The 22,675-nt window shown below is 71.9% G+C and carries 19 protein-coding genes and 1 riboswitch; of the genes, 9 read left to right on the plus strand and 10 right to left on the minus strand.

The window, feature by feature from the left end; translation table 11 throughout:
- The first annotated feature begins 1 nt into the window (after position 1).
- Positions 2 to 1,030: an ROK family protein gene (locus AOA12_RS04390; protein WP_054680695.1), complete on the plus strand. Its 1,029-nt coding sequence runs from the start codon at positions 2 to 4 to the stop codon at positions 1,028 to 1,030.
- On the plus strand, positions 1,023 to 1,802 hold the full coding sequence (nagB, locus tag AOA12_RS04395) for a glucosamine-6-phosphate deaminase (protein WP_054680700.1): 780 nt from the start codon (positions 1,023 to 1,025) through the stop codon (positions 1,800 to 1,802). Before AOA12_RS04390 ends, nagB begins: the two co-directional genes overlap by 8 nt.
- A gap of 275 nt (positions 1,803 to 2,077) precedes the next feature.
- Here the strand turns inward: nagB and AOA12_RS04400 are convergent, their stop codons facing one another.
- The 5 genes from AOA12_RS04400 to AOA12_RS04420 form a co-directional block, all read right to left on the minus strand.
- Positions 2,078 to 2,473 carry an NUDIX hydrolase gene (locus AOA12_RS04400; protein ID WP_054680703.1) on the minus strand — a complete coding sequence of 132 codons (396 nt, stop codon included), beginning with the start codon at positions 2,471 to 2,473 and terminating at the stop codon, positions 2,078 to 2,080.
- On the minus strand, positions 2,470 to 3,861 hold the full coding sequence (locus AOA12_RS04405) for an FAD-binding oxidoreductase (protein WP_054680706.1): 1,392 nt from the start codon (positions 3,859 to 3,861) through the stop codon (positions 2,470 to 2,472). Before AOA12_RS04405 ends, AOA12_RS04400 begins: the two co-directional genes overlap by 4 nt.
- A 10-nt stretch (positions 3,862 to 3,871) precedes the next feature.
- Positions 3,872 to 4,267 carry a YrdB family protein gene (locus AOA12_RS04410; protein ID WP_054680709.1) on the minus strand — a complete coding sequence of 132 codons (396 nt, stop codon included), beginning with the start codon at positions 4,265 to 4,267 and terminating at the stop codon, positions 3,872 to 3,874.
- Positions 4,268 to 4,347: 80 nt separating this feature from the next.
- A complete protein-coding gene (locus AOA12_RS04415) occupies positions 4,348 to 6,783 on the minus strand; it encodes a sigma-70 family RNA polymerase sigma factor (protein ID WP_054680712.1) in 2,436 nt (811 codons plus the stop codon).
- 343 nt (positions 6,784 to 7,126) lie between these two features.
- On the minus strand, positions 7,127 to 8,137 hold the full coding sequence (locus AOA12_RS04420; RefSeq protein WP_054680715.1) for an Lrp/AsnC family transcriptional regulator: 1,011 nt from the start codon (positions 8,135 to 8,137) through the stop codon (positions 7,127 to 7,129).
- A gap of 126 nt (positions 8,138 to 8,263) precedes the next feature.
- On the opposite strand from AOA12_RS04420, the gene AOA12_RS04425 reads away from it, so the two are divergent.
- The 3 genes from AOA12_RS04425 to AOA12_RS04435 are packed head-to-tail and all read left to right on the plus strand — an operon-like array spanning position 8,264 to position 12,532.
- Complete coding sequence (locus AOA12_RS04425) at positions 8,264 to 9,886, plus strand: ABC transporter substrate-binding protein (RefSeq protein ID WP_054680718.1); 1,623 nt, start codon at positions 8,264 to 8,266, stop codon at positions 9,884 to 9,886.
- Between the two features lie 50 nt (positions 9,887 to 9,936).
- On the plus strand, positions 9,937 to 11,145 hold the full coding sequence (locus AOA12_RS04430) for a M20 metallopeptidase family protein (RefSeq protein ID WP_231637180.1): 1,209 nt from the start codon (positions 9,937 to 9,939) through the stop codon (positions 11,143 to 11,145).
- 1 nt (position 11,146) lies between these two features.
- Positions 11,147 to 12,532 (plus strand): amidase family protein, encoded by a 1,386-nt coding sequence (locus AOA12_RS04435; protein WP_054680724.1) that lies wholly within the window; start codon positions 11,147 to 11,149, stop codon positions 12,530 to 12,532.
- Between the two features lie 42 nt (positions 12,533 to 12,574).
- Here the strand turns inward: AOA12_RS04435 and nagA are convergent, their stop codons facing one another.
- Positions 12,575 to 13,708 (minus strand): N-acetylglucosamine-6-phosphate deacetylase, encoded by a 1,134-nt coding sequence (nagA, locus tag AOA12_RS04440; protein ID WP_054680728.1) that lies wholly within the window; start codon positions 13,706 to 13,708, stop codon positions 12,575 to 12,577.
- Positions 13,705 to 15,381, minus strand: a complete 1,677-nt coding sequence (locus AOA12_RS04445; protein WP_082406465.1) for a family 20 glycosylhydrolase — start codon at positions 15,379 to 15,381, stop codon at positions 13,705 to 13,707. The genes nagA and AOA12_RS04445 overlap by 4 nt, the downstream gene beginning before the upstream one ends.
- A gap of 109 nt (positions 15,382 to 15,490) precedes the next feature.
- Positions 15,491 to 15,573, plus strand: a riboswitch (ZMP/ZTP riboswitch).
- An 82-nt stretch (positions 15,574 to 15,655) separates the two neighbouring features.
- Here AOA12_RS04445 and glyA point away from each other — a divergent pair.
- A complete protein-coding gene (gene glyA / locus AOA12_RS04450) occupies positions 15,656 to 16,930 on the plus strand; it encodes a serine hydroxymethyltransferase (RefSeq protein ID WP_054680731.1) in 1,275 nt (424 codons plus the stop codon).
- A gap of 235 nt (positions 16,931 to 17,165) precedes the next feature.
- Positions 17,166 to 18,047: a bifunctional methylenetetrahydrofolate dehydrogenase/methenyltetrahydrofolate cyclohydrolase gene (locus AOA12_RS04455; protein ID WP_054680735.1), complete on the plus strand. Its 882-nt coding sequence runs from the start codon at positions 17,166 to 17,168 to the stop codon at positions 18,045 to 18,047.
- Between the two features lie 141 nt (positions 18,048 to 18,188).
- On the opposite strand, the gene AOA12_RS04460 is transcribed toward AOA12_RS04455, so the two are convergent.
- Entirely contained in the window at positions 18,189 to 18,404 is a 216-nt protein-coding gene (locus AOA12_RS04460) for a lipocalin family protein (protein WP_054680739.1), read from the minus strand.
- 119 nt (positions 18,405 to 18,523) lie between these two features.
- On the opposite strand from AOA12_RS04460, the gene istA reads away from it, so the two are divergent.
- Together istA and istB are read left to right on the plus strand one after the other, a co-directional pair.
- Positions 18,524 to 20,203, plus strand: a complete 1,680-nt coding sequence (istA, locus tag AOA12_RS04465; protein WP_054679554.1) for an IS21 family transposase — start codon at positions 18,524 to 18,526, stop codon at positions 20,201 to 20,203.
- Complete coding sequence (istB, locus tag AOA12_RS04470; protein WP_054679557.1) at positions 20,200 to 21,012, plus strand: IS21-like element helper ATPase IstB; 813 nt, start codon at positions 20,200 to 20,202, stop codon at positions 21,010 to 21,012. The genes istA and istB overlap by 4 nt, the downstream gene beginning before the upstream one ends.
- A gap of 8 nt (positions 21,013 to 21,020) precedes the next feature.
- On the opposite strand, the gene trpS is transcribed toward istB, so the two are convergent.
- Both trpS and AOA12_RS04480 read right to left on the minus strand, forming a co-directional pair.
- Positions 21,021 to 22,061: a tryptophan--tRNA ligase gene (trpS, locus tag AOA12_RS04475; RefSeq protein WP_054679560.1), complete on the minus strand. Its 1,041-nt coding sequence runs from the start codon at positions 22,059 to 22,061 to the stop codon at positions 21,021 to 21,023.
- 185 nt (positions 22,062 to 22,246) lie between these two features.
- Positions 22,247 to 22,624 (minus strand): lipocalin family protein, encoded by a 378-nt coding sequence (locus tag AOA12_RS04480; RefSeq protein WP_054680743.1) that lies wholly within the window; start codon positions 22,622 to 22,624, stop codon positions 22,247 to 22,249.
- Between the last annotated feature and the right edge of the window lie 51 nt (positions 22,625 to 22,675).

Here is a 22,675-nt window from a genome sequence, read left to right on the forward strand (position 1 = left end):
CATGCACCTCGGATTCGACGTCGGCGGAACCAAGACCGACGCGGTGGCCGCCCTGCCCTCGGGCGAGATCGTCGCCCGCGCCCGACGGGCGACCGGCTGGGGAGCGGATGCCGTCGTCGCGACGATCGTCGCGCTGTCGGCGGAGCTCGCGACGGCCGCCGGATGCCGCGTGGACGAGGTCTCGTCGGTCGGCGTCGGCATGCCCGGCCAGGTCGCCCCGGGGTCGGCGGTCGTCACGCACGCCGTGAACCTGGGCGTCGACCGGCTCGACGTCGCCGCCGCGCTGGCGGCGCACGTGCCGGCCCCGGTGCGCGCGGAGAACGATGTGAAGGCGGCGGCGGTGGGCGCCGCGGCGCTGCGGACGCGGGGCCGCGCGGGCGGCGGCACGGACGCCGCGGGCTTCGCGGGCGGCGCGGATGCCGCGGTCGATGCGGGCGGCGAGGATGCCGCGGATGTCGCGGTCCATGCGGCCGGCCGCGCGACGATGGCGTATCTCAACCTCGGCACGGGCATCGCGGCGGGCATCGTGCGTGACGGCGCGCTCTGGCGCGGGGCGCACGGCACGGCGGGCGAGGTCGGCCACATCTCGGTGGACCCCGGCGGTCCCGAGTGCCGGTGCGGCCAGCGGGGCTGCATCGAGGCGTTCGCCGGCGGCGGGGCGGTCGCCCGGCGCTGGGGGCGCAGCGGTGCGCTGCCCGTGCGCGACGTGTTCGACGCCGCCGACGCGGGCGACGCGGCCGCCGTCGCGCTGCGCGACGACGTCGCCTACGGCGTCGCGGCGGCCGTGCGCGTGCTCGTGCTGACGCTCGACGCCGACGAGGTCGTGATCGGGGGAGGACTCACGGCCCTCGGTGACCGTATGCTGGGCCGCGTGGTGGACCAGCTGAGCGCCGCGGACGCGGCATCCCCGTTCCTGCGGTCGCTGCGGCTGGCCGATCGCATCCACCTGCTGCCGCCGGGCTCGCCGGCGGCAGCGCTCGGAGCGGCGCTCATCGGCGCCCGACACCAGGAGGTCCTCGTTCATGGCTGAGGTCATCATCGTCCCGACGTCCGACGAGGCCGGCGCGCTCGTCGCCGACGAGATCGTGCGTCTCATCGCCGCACGGCCCGACGCGGTGCTGGGGCTCGCGACGGGCTCGACGCCGCTGCCCGTCTACCAGGCGCTGCGCTCGCGGGTCGGGGGCGTCGACGTGTCGCGCGTGCGGGGCTTCGCGCTCGACGAGTACGTGGGCATCGACCCCGCGCACCCGCAGAGCTACCGCTCGGTGATCACCCGCGAGGTCGTCGAGCCGCTGGGGCTCGACCCCGCGCTCATCCGCACGCCGAACGGCGCGCTGGAGACGATCGAGCACGCGGGCGACGACTACGAGCACGCCATCGCCGCGGCCGGGGGCGTCGACCTGCAGATCCTCGGCATCGGCACGTCGGGGCACATCGGGTTCAACGAGCCGGGCTCGTCGTTCGCGTCGCGCACGCGCGTGAAGACGCTCATCGAGCAGACCCGTCAGGACAACGCGCGGTTCTTCGACTCGATCGACGACGTGCCGCTGCACTGCATCACGCAGGGTCTCGGCACGATCCTCGACGCGCGGCACCTCTTCCTGCTCGCGTTCGGCGAGAACAAGGCCGCGGCGATCGCCGGCGCCGTCGAGGGACCCGTCACCGCGTCGCTGCCGGGCTCCGCGATCCAGCTGCACCCGCACGTGACGGTCGTCGTCGACGAGGCCGCCGCGTCGCAGCTGCAGCACGCCGACTACTACCGCTACGTCCTCGCCCACAAGCCCGCCTGGCAGGGCCTGTAGCCCGCCCTGGCTGTCTCTGGTTGGCTCTGGCCGTCCCTGATTGGCCTGGTCGCCCCTGGTTGCTCCCTGGCTTCAACCGCGGCAGATTGCGGGTCGCGCACGCTGAGACCCGCAATCTGCCGCGGTTGAAGCGAAGCCTGTGAGATTCGACCGCGGCATCCTGCGGGTGGCGAGGGGCTGAACCCGCCGTTTGCCGCGGTTGAACTTGGTGGGTGGGTGGGGGTCATTGCGGGGCCAGGCGGGCCTGGACCAGGGGCAGAGCCGCGCCGGACGGGTCAGGGCCAGATCAGGGGGAGGAGCAGGTCGCGGCTGAGGGGTGCGAGCGGCAGGTGCGCGGTGTCTGCGCGGGTGATCCAGCGGGCCTCGGCGATCTCCGCGGCCGGAGCGATCGCGGCGGGGTCGAGGCGCAGCGCGAAGGCGTCGGCGACGACGCGGTGGTCGGGCTCGTTCGCGGCATCCGTCTCGAAGCGGCCGAGCGGCCGCGCCGCGGATGCCGGGACCTCGACGCCCAGCTCCTCGTACAGCTCGCGCACGAGCGCCTCGACCGCGCTCTCGCCGGGCTCGGGCTTGCCGCCCGGCTGCATGAACACGCTCGTGCCCGCCTTGCGCACGACGAGGGCGCGACCCGCGTCGTCGGTGACGACGGCGGCGCTGACGCGGATGACGCTCATGGCGCGAACACCTTTCCGGGATTGAGGATGCCGGTCGGGTCGAACGCGGCCTTGACGCGGCGCTGCAGCTCCCACTGCGCGTCGCCGAGCTCGTCGCGCAGCCAGCGGCGCTTGAGCACGCCGATGCCGTGCTCGCCCGTGAGGGTCCCGCCGAGGCGCAGCGCGGAGCGGAACAGGTCGTCGGCGGCATCCCAGACGACCGGCGGCACGTCGGGGCCGTCGAAGACGAAGTTCGGATGCAGGTTGCCATCGCCCGCGTGGCACACGGTCGGGATGCGCAGGCCGTAGGCCGCCTCGATGCGGGCGATCTCGTCGAACATCGCGGGCATCGCGCTGCGCGGCACCGACACGTCCTCGATGAGCGTCGTGCCGAGCCGCTCCATCGCGGGGTGCATCGAGCGGCGCACCGTGAGCAGCAGCTCGCTCTCGGCCTCGTCGGCCGCGACTCGCACGACGCCGCCCGCGTCCCGCAGCACCCCCGCGATCGCCTCGGCCTCGCCGGCGGCGCCCGGCCCGTCGGTCTGCACCGTGAGCTGTGCCGCACCGGGCGAGGGCGCCGCGAGCCCCAGCAGATCGTGGATCGCGGCGAGGCTCGCGGCGTCGAGCAGCTCCATGATCGCCGGCTGCCATCCCGCCGCCGTCACGGCGGACGCCGCGAGCGCCGCCGTGCGCACGTCGGCGAAGGTCGCGGCGATCGTGCGCGGGCGGCCCGGCACGAGGCGCCGCAGCTTGAGCGTCGCGCCGACGACGACGCCGAGGGTGCCCTCCGAGCCGATCACGAGCGAGGTCAGGTCGAGGCCCGTGACGCCCTTGACCGTGCGGTGGCCGAGCCGCAGCAGCTCGCCGTCGGCGAGCACGAGGTCGACGCCGAGCACGGCATCGCGCACGACCCCGTACTTCGCGCACAGCAGGCCGCCCGCGTCCGTCGCGATGTTGCCGCCGACCGTGGAGATCGCGCGGCTCGCGGGGTCGGGCGCCCACCACACGCCGTGCGGCGCGAGCCGCGCGTCGAGGTCGGCGTTGAGGATGCCGGGCTCGACGACCGCGAGCAGGTCGTCGGCGCGCACCTCGAGCACGCGGTCCATGCGCCGCACCGACAGGGCGATCTCGCCGGGGCCGGCGTTCGCGCCGCCCGCGAGACCGGTGCCGGCGCCGCGGGTGACGACGGGCGTGCCCGTCTCGTGGGCGAGGCGCAGCGTGATCTGCACGTCGGCGACCGACTCGGCGTGCACGACGGCGAGCGGACGGCCCGCCGACGCGTGCCCCGACTTGTCGGCCCGCGCCTCGTCGAGAGCGTGCGGGGACGTGTCGACGCGCGGGCCGAGCCGCGCGCGCAGCGCTGCGAGCACGTCGGTCGCGGGCGTGCCGGCGACGGCCGCGTCGGTCATGGCGTGCCGGTCACGACAGCCGGCGACGTCCGGAGAGGACCCCGGCGGTCACGGCGACGACCGCGAAGGCCACGCCGACCCACGCCTGCCCCATGTCCCACCAGGCGAGCGTCGCCGATGCGTAGACGAGCAGCTCGACGAGCGCGCGCACGAACGGATGCACGCGCACGACGGCGCGCGGCGAGACGAACAGGGCCCAGAGCAGGATCGCCAGGACGGGCGCGCCGATGCCGATCACGAGGCTCCACGGCATCGGCCAGGTGGCGAAGCCCCAGAAGGCGAGGGTGCCGAAGGCGACGAGCTCGCACAGGAGCGCGACGACGTCGAGGGCGGAGATCGCCGGGCGGGTCCCCGCCGCGGGCGGCTGCTCGGGTGCCTCGGGACGGACAGCGGGCGAATCGGCCATGGAGCCAGTGTAGGCGTGCGCGTCCGACGGCCTCGAAGCGAGCGGATTCCGGGCCGTGGCGTCCGGTCGGGACGGGTCGCTCAGAGCACGTCCTTCAGGGGGATGGTCGTCGCCGGTCCGACCTCGTCGTCGGTCACGTAGCGCAGCTCGAGGTCGTAGCCGAGCGCGACCTGGAGCGCGTTCGACGAGACCGTCACGGTGCCGTGGCCCGTCTCGTCGAGCGTGACGCGCGCCTTCTCGCTGCCCTGGATCGACACGACAACCGTCGCACCCGGCTCACCCGCGATCACGAGATCGGCGGTGTAGAGCAGGATGCCGGATGCCGTCGACGACTCGACCGTCGGCGAGCCCTCGGGAAGCGTCGCGGGCGGCGTAGGCGTCGGGGTCGGCTCCGGTGTCGGCTCCGGGGTGGGCTCGGGCGTCGGCTCCGGGGTGGGCTCCGGTGTCGGGGTGGGGGTCGGTTCCGGCGTCGGGGTGGGCTCCGGTGTCGGGGTGGGGGTCGGTTCCGGCGTCGGGGTGGGCTCCGGTGTCGGGGTGGGGGTCGGCTCGGGCGTCAGCGTCGGTGTCGGCTCGGGTGTGAGCGTGGGCTCCGGTGTGAGCGTCGGTGTCGGTTCCGGTGTGAGCGTGGGAGTGGGCTCCGGCGTGAGCGTGGGTTCCGGGCTCGGTTCGGGCGTGGGCGTCGGCTCGGGCGTGAGTGTGGGTTCGGGCGTGAGTGTGGGTTCGGGCGTGAGCGTGGGTTCCGGCGTGGGCGTCGGCTCGGGCGTGAGCGTGGGCTCGGGCGTGAGCGTGGGTTCCGGCGTGGGCGTCGGCTCAGGCGCGAGCGTGGGTTCCGGCGTCAGCGTCGGGACAGGAGTGGGTTCCGGCGTCGGGACGGGTGTCGGTTCCGGTGTCGGAACGGGCGTGGGCTCCGGTGTCGGAACGGGCGTGGGCTCCGGTGTCGGAACGGGCGTGGGCTCCGGTGTCGGAACGGGCGTGGGCTCCGGCGTCGGAACGGGCGTGGGCTCCGGCGTCGGAACGGGCGTCGGCTCTGGCGTGGGTTCCGGGGTCGGCTCGGGCGTCGGCGTCGGGTCGGGCCGGACCTGCGGCGTCTCCGGCTCCTCGGGCGCCGGTTCCGGCGTGGGCTCCGGGGTCGCCTCGGGCTCGGGCGTGGGCTCCGGGGTGGGCTCGGGCGTCGCCTCCGGGGCCGGTTCGGGCGTCGGCTCCGGCACGAACTCGGGCCGCGGCGTGACGGTCGGCGCCGGCGTCGGCTGCGGCGTGAGCGTGGGGCTCGGAACCGGCGTCGGCGAGAGTCCCGGTGACGGCGTGGGCGAGGGCCGCGCGGGCGGCGCGTCGCGCGGCGGCGGATCGGGCAGCACGGGCAGGTCGGAGGGCGTGATCGAGGAGCCGCCCGCGGGGGTCGACACCTCGACGTCGATCCCCTCGCCGAACGGCGCGGCCGCGTTCGCGATGCTGTCCGAGGGCGGGTTGCCCGGTGCGGTGACGGCGATGGTCGTGGCGACGGCGGCCCCGGCGACGACGAGCCCGGCCGCGGTGAGCCCGATCATCGCACCCGCGCTGCCGAGCAGTCCGCCGCCGGCCGCTCCCGCGGCCCCGACCGCGCCGACAGCCGCTGCGCCGGCGGCGCCCACGGAGTCGACGACGTCGGCGAGCGGCGGCACGACGGCATCCGGCAGTGCGGGGGCGGCTCCGGCCGCCAGGGCCACGAGGGGGACGCCGCCGCCCTGGATCGTCGCGAGGTACGCCGTCGCGGCGCCCACGCCGATCGTGGCGGGCAGCAGCACCAGAGCGAGGCGCTGCGAGACGTCGACCGCCTCCGAGGCGACGATCGCGCAGCGCGCGCAGTCGGCGAGATGGTCGTCGACCTTGCGCCGGTCGCGCATCCCGAGCGAACGGCGCGCATAGGCGCCGAGCCGCTCGGTGGTCCACTGGCACGGCGAGTCGTCGTCGAGCGCGCGCAGATGCGCCTGGATCCACGCCTCGCGCAACCCCTCGCGCGCGCGGACGGCGAGCTGCGACACGGCGCCCGGCTTCATCCCGAGCAGCGGCGAGATCTCGGCGGGCTTCATCTGCTCGATCTCGGTGTACCAGAGCACCTCCTGCCAGCGCGCGGGCAGGCTGCGGAACGCCTGGTGCGTGATGCTGCGGTCGAGCGCCTCGTCGGTCGCGTGCTCCGAGGCCGCCGGGTCCTCGACGTGCTCGAGCTCGTCGATCGCGGTCTCGCGGCGCGAACGGCCCCAGCCCGCGGCGGTGTTGCGGATGCTCGTGAAGAGATAGGCGCGGAACGATCCCGTGGGGCCGCCGCCGCGGCGGATCGCCGCGAAGATGCGCGCGTAGGCCTCCTGCACCAGGTCATCGGCGTCGAACGTCTGCGTCAGGGAGGAGGCGACGGTCACGCCCGCCCGGTAGTGACGTCTCCAGAGCTCGCCGAAGGCGCCCCGATCGCCCGCGCGCGAGCGCAGCACGAGGTCGGCGTCACTGAGCGCGGTGACGTCCGTCGGGTCGCTGTCGTTGTCCATGTCTCTCCTGTGGCTGCGTCGCACGACGATGCCTCTCCCTGAGAGATGCGGATGCCGGGTTTTTATGACGCGCCACTGACATTCTTACCCCTCTGCCTGAGCGCCGTCCGAAAAGATCTCAGAAAAAATTCTCAAACCCGCGTCATGAAACCCGATCTGCGCCCTCTCTTAGGTATGACTCCTTGATCGCGCTTCGGGGGAGGGGCGGTCGGAGTCGAAGGGGGATCTCTGGGGGTACGAGCGCGGGGCGGAGGGTCGGGGGACCTTCCGCCCCCCGCTATCCGCGCCGCTGGCGGAGCTATCCGCGCCGCTGGCGGAGCTGTCCGCGCCGTGGGCCGGCCCGTCAGGGCGCCGACTGCCAGAAGTCGAGCGGCACGATCTCGCGCACGCGCCCGTCGTCGTCGAGCACGCGGCCGGCGTGCTTGATGGTGCGGATCGAGATGGCGCGCTCGCCCACGCTCGTGTGCGGCGCCATGCGCGTGAGCAGCGCCTCGTAGTCGGGCAGGTCGGCGGTGTGGCGCAGCCACGCCATGAGCATGAGGTTGTGCGTGCCGGTGACCGACGACAGGCGGCGGATCGAGGGCGCGCCCGCGAGCGCGCGGGCCGTCTCGACCAGGGCGTCGGGCGGCACGCGCAGCCAGAACATCGCGAGCACCTCGCGGCCGGCGATGACGCGGCTCACGTCGCAGCGCACCTCGAGCTCGCCGCTGTCGATGAGGCGATGCATCCGCCGGCGCACCGTGTTGATGCTCACGCCCAGGTCGCGCGCGAGGTCGGCGGCGGGCGCGCGGCCGTCGAGGCTGAGCGCGACCATCAGGCGCTGGTCGAGGCGATCGAGCTCGCCCGCCGGCTGCAGGCTCGGCGAGGGGGCGAGCGCGCGCACGGCCCGGCTCTGCCGCGCGTCGAGCGCGTCGAGCCGCCAGCGCTGCGCGCTCGCGAACGTGCGGGTCGCCACGTGCGACTGCACGCCGCGCACGCCCGGCGTCGCGCGCAGCCCGCGCACGCACGCGTGCAGCTCGAGCACCGAGGTCGCGCGGGCGGTGGCGAGGATGTCGCGCCCGCCCGACATCTCCCACGCCGCCGGGAAGAGCGGCAGCCTCGAGATCGACGCCGCGACGTCGTCGACCGCACCGGCCTCGCACGTGATCTCGACGAAGGCCGCTCCGCCGACGCGGCGGGGGCTCGGATACGCCGAGACCCACGCGTCGCCGTTGCCGACGATGTGCTGCCAGCGGCGCGCGAGGGTCGCCGCGCTCAGGCCGAGGGGACCGGCCAGCTGACGCCACGCGGCGCGGGGCGCGATCTGGAGGGCATGGATGATCCTCAGGTCGACCTCGTCGTACGCATCCCTCACAGAATGAAGCATATATCCGCCTGGAATGGACGTTTGCGACGATTTCCCTGCTCGATATGGGGTGCTGCCTAGGCTCTGGTCTCAATCCGGAGCCGAATGCTCCCGCACACGAAACGAGGAAGAGCAATGACGCGTCCCTTCACCCGGACCCTTCGCACGCTGGCCGTCGCCGGCGCCCTGGCGCTCGTGACGGTCGGCTGCAGCCCCGCGGGCGGCGGCGGGACGTCGTCGGCCTCGGGACCGCCCGCCGACGCTCGTGACACGCTGCGCGTCGCGACGACGACGGAGGTCGTGAACTGGGTGCCGCTCACCTCGTCGAGCACGAGCGATCTGTGGGTCATGCTGCAGCTGCATCCCACGCTCGTCGTTCCGCAGGCCGGCGGCGGGTCGATCCCGCACGTGGCCGAGTCGATCTCGGTCAACGACGCCGGCGACCAGATCACCATCACGGTCGACCCCGACTTCTCCTGGAGCGACGGCACGCCCATCACGGCCGACGACATCGCGTTCACGTTCGATCGGCTGCGCGACGACAAGCTCGCCCGCGGAGCCCTCTACATCGGCAACTACGACCACGCCGAGGTGATCAGCCCCACCGAGGTCGTCATCCACGGCAAGGTCGGCTCGTACGCCTGGTACCAGGATGCCGTGCAGACGTTCGCCGTGCTGCCCAAGCACGTCTTCGAGGACGTCGACGACATCTCGCAGTACAGCATCGAGAGCCACCCCGAGGCCTGGGTCAGCGGCGGCGCGTTCGTACTCGACGAGATCGCCGCGGGTCAGCGCTACCGCCTCGTGCGCAACGAGCACTACCCGATGTTCGCCGACGACAGCACGCTCGAGAACGTCGAGTTCCAGATCTACCGCGACATCAACACGGCCCAGCTCGCGCTGCGCAACGACGACATCGACCTGATGGCCACGACCCTTCCGTCGTCGGCGATCACCGCGCTGTCGGGCGAGCCCGACGTATCAATCCTGGAGGTCTCCGACGCCCTCAACATGACCAAGCTGACGTTCAACGCCTCGCGTCCGCCGTTCGACCGCCCGGAGGTGCGCCAGGCCGTCTCGGGGCTCATCGACTCGGCGCAGTTCGTCGACACCGTGCTGCAGGGGCACGGGCAGATCACGCTCGGACCCGTCCCGCCCGGGCAGGAGGAGTTCCAGCCCGACATCGAGCCCCACACCAGCACGCCCGACGAGGTCAGGGCCGTGCTCGCCGAGGCCGGCCACCCCGACCCCACGTTCCGCCTCGTGTGCGACCAGGGCAACGCCTCGCACGCCCGCAGCGCGGAGATCGTGCGAGACCTGCTGGCGCAGGCCGGCATCACGGTGAACGTGGCGTGCATGGAGCGCGCGACGTCGCAGACGGCGGGCCGCGAGGGCGACTTCGACCTGTACATCCACCTGCTCAACCACAACTACGCGCCCGGCACGATGCTGTGGATGCAGTTCGACCCGTCGAACCCCGTCGCGGTCAACCAGACGTTCCACGACGACGCCGACACCGTCGCGGCGCTCGCCGCCGCGCGCGAGGCGACCGAGCACGACCAGTACGTCGCGGCGGTGAAGGCGGCCGCGAAGCTCGCGCACGAGAAGGCCTACACCGTGCCGCTGTTCATCTCGTCGATCGCGAACGCCTACAACAACCGCCACTTCGAGGGCTACCTGACGGGGCCGACGGAGCAGTACGGCGTGCTGTCGCCCTACTCGCTCGCGCAGGTCGTGCCGGCAGGGGGCGCGGAATGAGCGCGGCGACCGGTCCGCGCGCGGACGTCGCCGTGCGAGAGGATGCGGACATGCGAGAGGATGCGGCGGCGCTGCAGCCCGCGCTCGAGCTGCTCCGCCAGGAGCTGCACCGCACGCCCGAGATCGGCCTCGACCTGCCGCTCACGCAGGCGATCGTGCTGCGCGAGCTCGAGGGCCTCGGCCTGGAGGTCTGCACGGGCGTCGAGACGACGTCGGTCACCGCCGTGCTGCGCGGTGGGCGGCGCGACGCCGCGGAGCCGCGGACGGTGCTGCTGCGCGGCGACATGGACGCCCTGCCGATCGTCGAGGAGACGGGCCTGCCGTTCGCGGCCGACAACGGCGCGATGCACGCGTGCGGTCACGACATCCACACGGCGGCGCTCGTCGGCGCCGCACGGCTGCTGGCGGCCCGCCGCGACGAGCTGCACGGCGACGTCGTGTTCATGTTCCAGCCCGGCGAGGAGGGGTACGACGGCGCGGGCGTGATGATCCGCGAGGGCGTGCTCGACGCGGCCGGCCGGCGCGCGGACGCCGCCTACGCGATGCACGTCATGGCGTGGCAGCTGCCGCTGGGCGTGTTCTCGTGCCGTCCCGGCACGACCTCGTCGTCGTCGAGCACCCTCACGGTGCGGGTGCTCGGCCAGGGCGGCCACGGCTCGCGCCCGTACCGTGCGAAGGACCCGATCACGGCGGCCGCGCACATGATCGTCGCGCTGCAGACGACCGTCACCCGGCACTTCGACATCTGGGACCCCGTCGTGCTCACGGTCGGCCAGATCCACGGCGGCACGAAGGACAACGTCATCCCGCCGCACGTCGACTTCCAGGCGACGGTGCGCACGCACAGCACGGCCGCGCTCGACAAGCTCGACCGGCTCGTGCACGCGTGCCTCACCGGCACGGCCGCGGCGCACGAGGTCGAGGTCGACATCGACTTCGACCGGCGCTATCCCGTCAGCTACAACGAGCCCGACGAGGCGGCGTTCAGCGCCGACGTCGTGCGCGACGTGCTCGGCGACGACGCGTTCCAGACGCTGCCGAACCCCTCGGCGGGCTCGGAGGACTTCTCGCGCGTGCTCGCCGAGGTGCCCGGCTGCTATCTCTTCTACGGCGGCCTGCTGCCCGGACGCGACCCCGAGACGGTGCCCATGAACCATTCGCCGTTCGCCGACTTCGACCCGTCGGTGCTGTCGCGCGCCGCACTCGTGTACGCGGAGCTCGCGGCGCGGCGGCTGCGGAGATTCGCGGAGGAGGGCTGACATGTCGGAGATCGCGACCATCACGGCGGCGTCGGCGGCCTTCGCCGCCGGAACGCTCACCCCGAGCGAGGCGCTGGAGCGGGTGCTCGAGCGCATCGCCGAGAAGGACGGCATCCATCACGCGATCGCGGAGAGCAACACCGAGCGGGCGCGCGAGAGCGCCGCGCGCAGCGACGAGCGGTGGCGCGCCGGCGCGCCGATCGGCCCGCTCGACGGCGTGCCGATCACGGTCAAGGAGCGGCTGGCGGTCGCCGGCCTGCCCCAGACCAACGGCACCCTCGCGCATGAGCCGGTCGTCGCCGAAGAGAACGATCCGACGGTCGACCGGATGCTGGAGGCGGGCGCCGTCGTCGTCGCGACGACGAGCGTCCCCGACTTCAGCGCGACCGCGTCGGGCGTCTCGACGCGGTACGGCGTCACGCGCAACGCGTGGAACCCCGCGTGGAACTCGGGCGGATCGTCGTCGGGCTCGGGCGTGGCCGCCGCGCTCGGCTACGGCGCGCTGCACCTGGGCAACGACATCGGCGGATCGATCCGCGTGCCCGCCGCGATGAACGGGGTGTTCGGCTTCAAGCCGTCGTTCGGGCGCGTGCCGATGCGCAACGTGTACTTCGGGCGCGCGGCCGGGCCGCTCGCGCGCACCGTGCGGGACGCCGCGATCGCGATGTCGTACCTGTCGCTGCCCGACCGGCGCGACTGCTGGTCGGCGCCCTACCAGGAGATCGCGTGGCACGATCTCGACCTCGACGCGGCGTCGCTGCGCGTGGCCGTGTGCACCGATCTGCAGGAGGGCAAGCTCGTCGACCCGCGGATCGTCGAGGCCGTGCACGCGGCGGGGCGGGTCTTCGCCGCCGGCGGAGCGCACGTCGAGCACGTCGGGCCGTACCTCTCGCGGGACTACGTGTCGCAGGGGCAGGGCCGGTTCCTGTCGGCGAACCGCTGGACGATGCTGCACGACGACCCGCACGTGACCGATCTCGGCAGCGCCGACCCCGACCTCGTCGCGGCGCTGTCGTCGATCGAGTCTGCCTCGGCGATCGACCTCATCCGCTCGATCAACCAGATCATCCCGCTCGTGCGCGAGACGTGCGCCCTGCTCGACGCCTACGACATCGTGCTCTCGCCCGTCGTGGGCTTCCTGCCGGGCGCCGCGGAGAGCACGCAGATGCGCGAGGTGTCCACGCACGCCGTCTTCTCGCGGCCCGTGAGCGCCGCGGGCGCGCCCGCCGCGTCGATCAACTGCGGGTTCGCCGACGACGGCAGGCCGATCGGCCTGCAGATCGCCGCGTCGCGCTGGGAGGACCTGCGCGTGCTGCGGGCCGCGCACTGGTACGAGGCCCGCCGCGGCGCCGCCGCGACCCCCGACTGGAGCGCGCTGGATGGCTGACCCTGCGGCGGGATGCCGTGCCGATGCCGTGCGGTCGCCGGGTCACACCGCCCGGCGGCCGGCGCACCACACGGCGGTGACGTGCAGGGCGGCGTCGAGCACGACGGCATCCGCCGTCATGCCCGGGCGCAGGCCGCCGAGCCGGTCGCGCAGGCCCAGTGCCCGCGCGGGCACGGCCGTGAGCGCCGCGACGGCGTCGGCGAGGCCGATGCCCCACGCGACGGCGTCGCGCAGAGCGGCGTCCTGCGTGAGGGTCGAGCCGGCGATCGTGCCGTCGGCGAGGCGCGCGACGCCGCCCGACACCGTCACCGCGAGGCCGCCCAGCGCGTAGTCGCCGTCGTCGGCCGCGGCGGCGGCCATCGCGTCGGTGATGAGCGCGATGCGACCGGGAGCGCCCGCGAACGCGAGCGCGACGACGTGCGGGTGCACGTGCGTGCCGTCGGCGATGAGCTCCAGCGTGACCCGCTCGTCGCGCATCGCGGCGACGACGGGCCCGGGCGCGCGGTGGTGGATGCCGGGCATCGCGTTGAAGGCGTGCGTGATGAGCGTCGCCCCCGCGTCGAACGCGGCCGCGGCCTCGTCCTCCGTCGCGTTCGTGTGGCCGACGGCGACGGCGACGCCCGCGCCGGCGAAGCGGCGCACGGCGTCGAGGCCGCCCGGGCGCTCGGGCGCGATCGTGATCTGGCGGATCGTGCCGCGGCCGGCGTCGAGGAGCCGGTCGACGGCCCCGGCGTCCGCGGTGCGCAGCAGGCTCTCGGTGTGCGCGCCCTTGTGGCCCGGGTCGAGGAACGGACCCTCCAGGTGCGAGCCGAGCACGGTGTCGTCCTGCGCGGCGAGGTCGGCGATCGTGGCGACCCGCGCGGCGAGGTCGTCGATCGACGCCGTCACGAGCGAGAGCACGGCGCGCGTCGTCCCGTGCCGCAGGTGCGCGGCACGGGCGACGCGGATGGCCTCGGCGCCGTCGTCGTACGACGAGCCCGCGCCGCCGTGCCCATGCAGATCGATGAAGCCGGGGGCGAGGTGCGCGCCGGCGAGGTCGACGGCATCCCGCGGATCCAGGTCTCGCCAGGTCGTGCCGGTTCCCGTCGCCGTGACCGTGTCGCCGTCGAAGGCGATCCATGCGTCGTCGGTCACGGCGCCGTCGACGAGGCGCGCGGAGTGCAGCACGGTCGTCATGCGCGCGCCCCCTCGGCGACCGGCGTGACCGGTGGAGCTGCGGCGGCGGGCGGTTCAGCGGCAGGCTCTGCGGCGGGCGGTTCAGCGGCGGACTCGGCCGGCATCGCGAATCCCTGCGCGCGCCAGCACGGCGCGAGGGCCGCGACGCGCTCGCGGAACGACTCCCACGTGCGCTCGCCGGTGCCGTACGGGTCGCGCGACCACGCCGCCTCGGCGGCCGAGCCGATGCGCGGGAAGACGAGCGCGTCGATGTCGGCGAGCGTGCGCACGGTCTCGGTCCACAGCGGCGCCGTCACGCCCAGGACGTCGCTCTCATCCACGCCCTCGATGACGGTCGCGGGATCCCAGCGGTACGAGCGCTCCAGGCTCGTCGGTCCGTTCGCCCACGCGAGGCCGAGGGCGCTGCCGGAGTGCGGCTTCATGTCGAGGTAGATCGCGTCGGCGGGGGAGAGCACGAGCGAGCCGCCGCCGCGCACGAACGCGCGCGCCTCGGCATCCATGCCGTCGGTCGGCGTGACGAAGCCCCAGTACTGGCCGATCGTGCCCGGGGCGAGCGACGGCGCCGCCCCCGCCTCGTGCCACGCCATCGGCACCTTGCCGAGCCGCCGCACCATCTCGGTGACGCGGCCGACGAAGGCGTCGTACCTCTCGGGCGGCGTGCCGAGCGCCTCGTCGCCGCCGATGTGCAGGTAGGGGCCGGGGGTGAGACGCGCGACCTCGCCGAGCACGTCGTGCAGCAGCGCGTAGGTGCGCTCGTCGTCGATCCGCAGCGACGAGAAGCCCACGGCGATGCCGTGATACGGCTCGCCGGGCACGGGCAGCCCGCCGCCGAACAGCTCCGTCACCTCGCGCACCCGGTCGGTGACGACGGGCGGCTCGCACAGCTCGGGATGCGAGAGCGAGACGGCGTGCGTGTGCCCGGGCAGGTCGATCTCGGGCACGACCGTCAGGTGCCGCGCGACGGCGTAGGTGACGATGCGCCGGTAGTCGTCCTGCGTGAAGAAGCCGCCGGCGTCGCCGAACGCCGAGCTGCCCGCGCCGCGGGCGGTGAGCTCGGGGTGCGCGGCGATCTCGAGGCGCCAGCCCTGGTCGTCGGTGAGGTGCAGGTGCAGGCGGTTGAACTTGAGCGCGGCGGCGCGGTCGATGTACGCGAGCACCGTCTCGACGGGGTGGAAGTGCCGCGCGACGTCGAGCATGACGCCGCGGTACGGGAAGCGCGGGGCGTCGGCGATGCGCACCGCCGGGATCTCGCCCGTGGCGGCGAGCTGGCCGAGCGTCTGGATGCCGTAGAACAGGCCCGCGGCATCCGCCCCCGTCACGGTGACGCGGGCGCTCGTCACCTCGAGCACGTACGACTCCGGCGCGCCCTCGCCCCGGGCGAGGTGGATGCCGGGGGCGGCGGTCGCGGCATCCTGCGCCACGGGAGCGGCGACGAGGCTCGGAGAATCGCGCGGACCTCGGACCGTCGGGGCGGAATCCTCCGAGGCCGGTGGGATTCTCCGAGGTTCGCGGGGGGCGAGCAGGGTGTGGCGGCGGGCGAGCGCGGCGAGGAGGGCGCGGGCGTGCGGGGCGGCATCCGCATCGCCCGTGACGGGCGTGCCGGGGGTGAGGCGGAACGGGGCCTCGTCGCGCATGACGACGGATGCCGGGAAGGGCACGAGGGGCAGCGTCATCGGCGCACCGGCTTTCTCATCTCGCGAGTCTTTCACGCGTGCGGGCTTCATGTAAGGAGTCCTTACAAAATAGGCGGCCCCAGCCTAGCAGTGCGGAATCCGTTATGCTCGTGACCGTCGCGACTGGCGTTGGGTGGGTCACCACCGGGGAGCGACCACAACGGCTATCGACCGCACGCCTGGGTCGGGGTTTCGAAACACCGCTGCGCGCGCAGCGGTGCTCAATCACCGAGATCACTGCCGCTGCGGCGGCACTCAACCACCGGAGAATGCCATGACCGATCCCACCTTCAACGCCCCTCTCTCCGAGGTCGACCCCGAGATCGCCGAGGTGCTCGACCGCGAGCTGAAGCGCCAGCAGACGTTCCTGGAGATGATCGCCTCCGAGAACTTCGTGCCCGTCTCGGTGCTGCAGTCGCAGGGCTCGGTGCTCACGAACAAGTACGCCGAGGGCTACCCCGGCCGCCGCTACTACGGCGGCTGCGAGGAGGTCGACGTCGCCGAGGAGCTCGCGATCGCCCGCGCCAAGGAGCTGTTCGGCGCCGAGTTCGCCAACGTGCAGCCGCACTCGGGCGCCACGGCCAACGCCGCCGTGCTGCACGCGATCGCCCGCCCCGGCGACACCCTGCTGGGCCTGTCGCTGGACCAGGGCGGCCACCTCACGCACGGCATGAAGATCAACTTCTCCGGCCGGCTCTACGACATCGTCGCCTACGGCGTGAACCCCGAGACGTCGCTCATCGACATGGACGAGGTGCGCCGCCTCGCGCTCGAGCACAAGCCGAAGGTCATCATCGCCGGCTGGTCGGCCTACCCCCGTCAGCTCGACTTCGCCGCGTTCCGCGCGATCGCCGACGAGGTCGGCGCGTACCTGTGGGTCGACATGGCGCACTTCGCCGGTCTCGTCGCCGCGGGCGTGCACCCGTCGCCCGTGCCGCACGCGCACGTCGTGTCGTCGACCGTGCACAAGACGATCGGCGGCCCGCGTTCGGGCTTCATCCTCACCAACGACGCCGACCTGGCCAAGAAGATCAACACGGCCGTGTTCCCGGGCCAGCAGGGCGGCCCGCTCATGCATGTGATCGCGGCGAAGGCCACGGCGTTCAAGCTCGCCGGCACGCCGGAGTTCAAGGAGCGCCAGGAGCGCGTCGTGCGCGGCGCGGCGATCCTCGCAGAGCGCCTGTCGCAGCCCGACGTCGCCGCCGCCGGCATCTCGGTGCGCTCGGGCGGCACCGACGTGCACCTCGTGCTCGTCGACCTGCGCAATGCGGCGATCGACGGCAAGCAGGCCGAAGACCTGCTGCACGAGATCCGCATCACGGTCAACCGCAACGCGGTGCCGAACGACCCGCGCCCGCCGATGGTCACCTCGGGCCTGCGCATCGGCACCCCGGCGCTCGCGACCCGCGGCTTCGGCGACGCCGAGTTCACCGAGGTCGCCGACGTCATCGCCCTCGCGCTCCAGCCCGCCGCCGACCTCGACGCGCTGCGCACCCGCGTCGACGCCCTCGCCGCCGCCTTCCCCCTCTACCCCGACCTGCACCAGTAACCCCCCGGCCCGCGCGTGTGCGCCCCCGCCCGCCTGCGCCCGCCCGCCTCCGGCCCGCGTCCGCAGGCAGCCGCGCACCCGCTGCACGCCGAGTCAATCCCCGCGCGCCGAGTCAACCCCCGATCCGCGCTAGGGCGGGATTGACTCGACGAAGAAGGATTGACTCGGCGGGGGTGAAATGGGCGGGGTGTAAGAGGCGGGTGGCGGGCTCCTATGACAGTGAGGAAGTGATGAGATGACGGCGAAGGTTCTGGACGGCAAGGCGGCGTCGGCGGCGATCAGGGCGGAGCTGACGGAGCGGGTGGCTGCGTTGCGGGCGCGGGGCGTCGTGCCGGGGATCGCGACCGTGCTGGTGGGTGCGGACCCGGCATCCCAGCTGTACGTCGGGATGAAGCACCGGCAGTCGCTGGCGCTCGGGATGAACTCGATCCAGCGCGAGCTGCCCGCCGATGCGACGCAGCAGGACGTCGAGCGCGTCATCGACGAGCTCAACGCCGATCCCGCGTGCCACGGTTACATCGTGCAGCTGCCGCTGCCGAAGCACCTCGACACCGACGCGATCCTCGAGCGGATCGACCCGGCGAAGGATGCCGACGGCCTGCACCCGGTGAACCTCGGCCGCCTCGTGCTCAACGTCAACGCCCCGATCACGACGCCGCTGCCCTGCACGCCGCGCGGCGTGATCGAGCTGCTGCTGCGGGGCGGCTACGACCTCAAGGGCCGGCACGTCGTCGTCGTGGGACGCGGCGTCACGATCGGCCGCTCGATCGGGCTGCTGCTCACGCGCCGCGACCTGAACGCGACCGTGACCCTCACCCACACGGGCACCGTCGACCTGCCGCGCTACCTGCGTGAGGCCGACGTGATCGTCGCCGCGGCCGGCGTGAAGCACCTCGTGCGCGCCGAGGACGTCAAGCCCGGCGCCGCGGTGCTCGACGTCGGCGTCACGCGCGAGACCGACCCCGAGACGGGCAAGGATCGCGTCCACGGCGACGTGCATCCGGGCGTCGCGGACGTCGCGGGCTGGCTCTCGCCCAACCCCGGCGGCGTCGGCCCGATGACCGTCGCCCTCCTCATGACCAACGTCGTCGAGGCCGCCGAGCGCGCCGCTGGCTGAGCCTCGGCATCCGGCCCTTCGGGTCCGGGCGCCCGAACTCCTCCGATCCGGGTCGCGAAAGCCCGCGAGACGGGTCTTCCGCGTGTTCGTGCTCCGAATCGGAGGAGTTTCGACCGCCGGACGACCGAGCCTCGCGCCCGGTCAGCCGGCGAGCTGGGCGTCGGTGACCTTCGCGCCGGACTGCGCCGGGCGGATCCAGTCGTCGAGGGCGTAGCCCTGGCGGCGGGCCTCGGCCAGGTAGTCGGCCTCGACGGCATCGGGGATCCGCGGGGTGCGGCTGAGCAGCCACAGGTGCGCGCGATCGGGCGTGCCGACGAGCGCGTGCCGGTTGACTATGGCAGCGTAAGTCGGACCCACCAGGGCAATCTAAGCGGAGACCACTTGCTGCTTGACGGGGTGTCCACGGCAGCCTGAGCCGAGTCCACCTCCACCGTTGACGGAACTGTTGTTCCGGATGCTGATGGTGGAGGTTTGGGATGGGATCTCGGGTGGATGTGTTCGCGGCGATTCGGCGTGATGCGCGGGTGGAGGAGCTCTCGATCAGAGAGCTTGCGCGCCGTCATCACGTTGGGCGAGCGACGGTGCGGCAGGCGTTGGCTTCGCCGGAACCGCCGCCGAAGAAGACGCGGGTGAGGTCGGCGCCGAGGCTTGACCGGTTCAAGCCCGCGATCGACGCGATGCTGCGGGAGGATCTGACGGCACCAAGGAAGCAGCGCCACACCGCGACCCGGGTACTGGATCGTCTTATTGAGGAGCACGGAGCGACTGAATTGTCGTATTCGACTGTTCGTAACTACGTCCGCTTTCGCCGGCCCGAGATCGACGCGGTCGCGGGCCGGCGGGTGGAGGTCTTCATCCCTCAAGACCACCAGCCAGGTGCGGAGGCTGAGGTCGATTTCGGCGAGGTGTGGGTGGTGCTAGCTGGGGTGAAGACGAAGTGCCACATGTTCGTGTTCCGGCTCTCTCACTCGGGGAAGGCGATCCACCGGGTTTATTCGACTCAGTCGCAGGAAGCATTCCTCGAGGGCCACATTGATGCGTTCGAAGAGATTGGCGGCATCCCGACCCGGCATATCCGTTACGACAATCTGACATCGGCAGTCCAGGCGGTGCTCTATGGCAACGGGCGCGGCCGGATCGAGAACGAGCGGTGGGTGCTGTTCCGCTCCCACTACGGGTTCGATTCGTTCTACTGCCAACCCGGTATCACGGGCGCACATGAGAAGGGCGGCGTTGAGGGTGAGGTCGGGCGGTTCCGGCGAACACATTTGACACCCATGCCGGTTGTCGATTCCCTCGCAGAACTCAACGCGAGAATCCGCGCCTGGGACGCGGCGGATGACAGGCGGCGGATCGCGTCGCGGATTCGCACAGTCGGCCAGGACTTCGCCGTCGAACAGGCACTGCTGTCGCCGCTGCCGTATGAGCGATTCGATCCAGGCCTGACGCTGCATCCGCGGGTCGACAGGTCGAGTCTGATCACGGTTCGGATGGCGAAGTACTCCGTCCCCGCCCATCTGATCGGCCGGAACGTCCGCGTCTCATTACGCGCGTCCGTGGTCGTCGTTTTCGACGGGCACCAGGAAGTTGCCCGCCATGAGCGAGTTGTCGCGCGCGGCGGACAATCAGTCGTCCTCGACCATTACCTCGAGGTGTTGCGTCAGAAGCCCGGAGCGCTCCCGGGAGCCACCGCCTTAGCGAGGGCGCGGGAGGCCGGAGTGTTTACGGCTGCCCACGATGCGTTCTGGGCGGCCGCCCGCAAGACCGATGGTGATGCCGTCGGCACGCGAGCCCTCATTGATGTTCTGCTTCTGCACCGGAGCATGCCCGCAGAGGAAGTGATCGCCGGCATCCACGCAGCACTCCAAGTCGGGGCAGTCACCGCCGATGTCGTCGCTGTCGAAGCCCGCAGACAAACTTCGACGGGTGGGCCTGGCCTGCATGGTCATCTCCGTGAACTCGCGTCTGGCCGCGAGCAACGAGTTGTCAGTCTCACCCAACGCCGTCTCGCTGATCCGGCCGCGGTGATCGCAGGTCTCCCGGCCGACACGAGACCACTGCCGAGTGTCGCCGGCTACGACGAACTCTTGGAACGTCGGGCACGCCCGACGCTCACGGACGAAGCGATTGATCGGGAAGGAACCACGGGAACATGACCACGAAACCCACCACCGTCACGACGACGCTGCGCCGGAGACGCGGGCTCACCGAAGAAGCAGCGATCGCGGCTGTCGATCAGGCCTGCCGGCGTCTCCGGCTCCCGACTGTCCGCGCCGTCGTTGACGAGGCCCTGGTGACCGCGAACCGAGAGCAGCTGTCCTACCAAGGGTTCCTGGCAGAGCTACTGCTCGCGGAGTGCGATGATCGCGATCGGCGCTCCTCGATTCGGCGCGTGTCTGCGGCTGGCTTCCCGCGGAGCAAGTGGCTCGGTGACTTCGATTTCGACGCGAACCCGAACATCAACCCGGCCACGATCCACCAACTCGCTACCGGTGACTGGATCCGCAAAGGCGAACCGCTCTGCCTCATCGGCGACTCCGGTACCGGGAAATCGCATCTACTGATCGGTCTGGGAACCGCGGCTGCAGAGAAGGGCTATCGGGTCAAATACACGCTCGCGACGAAACTCGTCAACGAACTCGTCGAAGCCGCCGACGAGAAGCAGCTCGCCCGCACCATCGCTCGCTACGGCCGCGTCGACTTGCTCTGCATCGATGAACTCGGCTACATGGAACTCGACCGCCGCGGAGCCGAGCTCCTGTTCCAGGTCCTCACCGAACGCGAAGAGAAGAACTCCGTCGCGATAGCCTCCAACGAATCGTTCTCCGGATGGACGAGGACCTTCACCGACCCGAGGCTCTGCGCTGCGATCGTCGACCGACTCACGTTCGGTGGCAGCATCATCGAAACCGGCACCGACTCCTATCGCCTCGCCCACACCCGCCGACTCACTGACCAGGTCTGACCGAGGTCCTAGTAGATCGTCCCCATTGCTTCGCGCACCTGGGCCAGTGTTGACTCCGCCGAAGTGTTCGCAGCCTCATTGCCGTGGCGAAGAATCGCCCGCACGAGATCCTCGTCTTTGGCGAAGGCTTGCCGCCTCACGCGCAACGGTTCCAAGAAGTCGTTCACGGCTGTCGCCGTCATGGCTTTCAGGGCGCTGCTGCCGCCATCACCGATCTCGTCGGCTAACTCGGCTGGCTCGACACCGCGGCACAGCGCGGCCGTCGACAACAGCGCCGAAACACCAGGCCTGTCCTCGGGATCGAAACTGATCCGCCGGTCCTGATCGGTCCGAGTCTGACGAATCACCGCAACTGTCTCGTCCGGTGTCATAGATAACGCGATCGCGTTCCCGTAGCTCTTCGACATCTTCCGACCGTCCAAGCCCGGAACCTCCGGCGTCGACGTGATCAACGCATCCGGAACCGGGAAGACATCCCCATAGCGCTCGTTGAACCGTCGAGCGATCACGCGAGTCATCTCCACATGCGGGAGGTTGTCCTTGCCGACGGGCACGAGATTGCCTTTGCAGAACAGAATGTCGGCCGCCTGGTGCACCGGATAGGTCAAGAGCAACCCGCTCAACGCGCGCCCGGACGCCGCGAGTTCCGCTTTGACGGTCGGATTACGATGCAGTTCCGCCTCGGTGACCAAGCTCAGGAACGGCAGCATCAACTGATTCAGCGCCGGCACCGACGAGTGGGTGAAAATGGTCGTCCGTTCCGGGTCGATGCCCGCGGCGAGATAGTCGAGCACAGCGCTATAGACGTTCTCGCGAACGTGAGCCATCGTGTCTCGGTCGGTGATGACCTGATAGTCCGCGAGCACGAGGAACATCTCGACGCCAGCCTGCTGGAGACGCACCCGTTCCCTGATGGTGCCAAAGTAGTGGCCCAGATGCAGCGGCCCAGTCGGCCGCTCACCCGTGAGGACTCGAAAGTGCTCGGGGTGCTCGGCCACGAGGACCGCGACCTCTGCCGAGCGTTGCGCGGTTGCGATGAAGGACTCCATTTGTGTCTCCCGATGATTGGGAGCTACACGGAGTACTCGGGCCGTTCCACGAGCTGCCGTGCAGCCCGTGAACATACTTCAACCGGCTGCTATCGCAGCCACCACCAAGCGGAACGGTTGAAGTTCATGAACGAGATACTACCGGGGCCCGGAACCAAGACCAGAAACCACAGGGTGGGTCCCGTTTAGATTGCCGCCCTGGGCCCAGCTGAGGTTGACATTCTCAGCCGGTAGTCGTCGTCGATCTTGAGCACCCAGTAGTCGGCCCGCGTGAACGGGATCCAGCGCAGCGCCGCGGGCAGGAACGACACCCGCAGCCGGCCCAGATGCTCGGCGTCGGCGACCGCCTGGCCCAACGCCTGGGTCGGCTCGCCGTCCTCGTCGAGGCACCGGTTGTCGACCCGCACCGTGCCGTCGTCGTTCATCGTGTAGCTCGCGGTGACGTCGCGGGCGTCCCGGTCCTCGAAGCGCAGCGGCAGCCGGCCGACCTCGAACCAGTCGCCCAGGTAGCGATCGAGCTCGAGGTCGTCGACCGAGGCGGGCTCGGCATCGGTGTCGGTCATGCGCGCGAGCCTACGCGGCCCGCGGCCGGCCCGGTAGGGCCCCGCCCTGCG

Source organism: Microbacterium sp. No. 7, from assembly GCF_001314225.1.
Classification (GTDB): Bacteria; Actinomycetota; Actinomycetes; order Actinomycetales; family Microbacteriaceae; genus Microbacterium.

What these genes read in the sequence shown, in the direction of transcription:
- AOA12_RS04480 (WP_054680743.1), bottom strand. Translation starts at nt 22,624, where the DNA reads ATGACCGACACCGATGCCGAGCCCGCCTCGGTCGACGACCTCGAGCTC.
- AOA12_RS04435 (WP_054680724.1), top strand. Translation starts at nt 11,147, where the DNA reads ATGTCGGAGATCGCGACCATCACGGCGGCGTCGGCGGCCTTCGCCGCC.
- istB (WP_054679557.1), top strand. Translation starts at nt 20,200, where the DNA reads ATGACCACGAAACCCACCACCGTCACGACGACGCTGCGCCGGAGACGC.
- AOA12_RS04445 (WP_082406465.1), bottom strand. Translation starts at nt 15,381, where the DNA reads ATGACGCTGCCCCTCGTGCCCTTCCCGGCATCCGTCGTCATGCGCGAC.
- AOA12_RS04415 (WP_054680712.1), bottom strand. Translation starts at nt 6,783, where the DNA reads ATGGACAACGACAGCGACCCGACGGACGTCACCGCGCTCAGTGACGCC.
- AOA12_RS04390 (WP_054680695.1), top strand. Translation starts at nt 2, where the DNA reads ATGCACCTCGGATTCGACGTCGGCGGAACCAAGACCGACGCGGTGGCC.
- AOA12_RS04455 (WP_054680735.1), top strand. Translation starts at nt 17,166, where the DNA reads ATGACGGCGAAGGTTCTGGACGGCAAGGCGGCGTCGGCGGCGATCAGG.
- AOA12_RS04430 (WP_231637180.1), top strand. Translation starts at nt 9,937, where the DNA reads ATGCGAGAGGATGCGGCGGCGCTGCAGCCCGCGCTCGAGCTGCTCCGC.
- AOA12_RS04425 (WP_054680718.1), top strand. Translation starts at nt 8,264, where the DNA reads ATGACGCGTCCCTTCACCCGGACCCTTCGCACGCTGGCCGTCGCCGGC.
- nagB (WP_054680700.1), top strand. Translation starts at nt 1,023, where the DNA reads ATGGCTGAGGTCATCATCGTCCCGACGTCCGACGAGGCCGGCGCGCTC.
- nagA (WP_054680728.1), bottom strand. Translation starts at nt 13,708, where the DNA reads ATGACGACCGTGCTGCACTCCGCGCGCCTCGTCGACGGCGCCGTGACC.
- istA (WP_054679554.1), top strand. Translation starts at nt 18,524, where the DNA reads ATGGGATCTCGGGTGGATGTGTTCGCGGCGATTCGGCGTGATGCGCGG.
- trpS (WP_054679560.1), bottom strand. Translation starts at nt 22,061, where the DNA reads ATGGAGTCCTTCATCGCAACCGCGCAACGCTCGGCAGAGGTCGCGGTC.
- AOA12_RS04400 (WP_054680703.1), bottom strand. Translation starts at nt 2,473, where the DNA reads ATGAGCGTCATCCGCGTCAGCGCCGCCGTCGTCACCGACGACGCGGGT.
- AOA12_RS04410 (WP_054680709.1), bottom strand. Translation starts at nt 4,267, where the DNA reads ATGGCCGATTCGCCCGCTGTCCGTCCCGAGGCACCCGAGCAGCCGCCC.
- AOA12_RS04405 (WP_054680706.1), bottom strand. Translation starts at nt 3,861, where the DNA reads ATGACCGACGCGGCCGTCGCCGGCACGCCCGCGACCGACGTGCTCGCA.
- glyA (WP_054680731.1), top strand. Translation starts at nt 15,656, where the DNA reads ATGACCGATCCCACCTTCAACGCCCCTCTCTCCGAGGTCGACCCCGAG.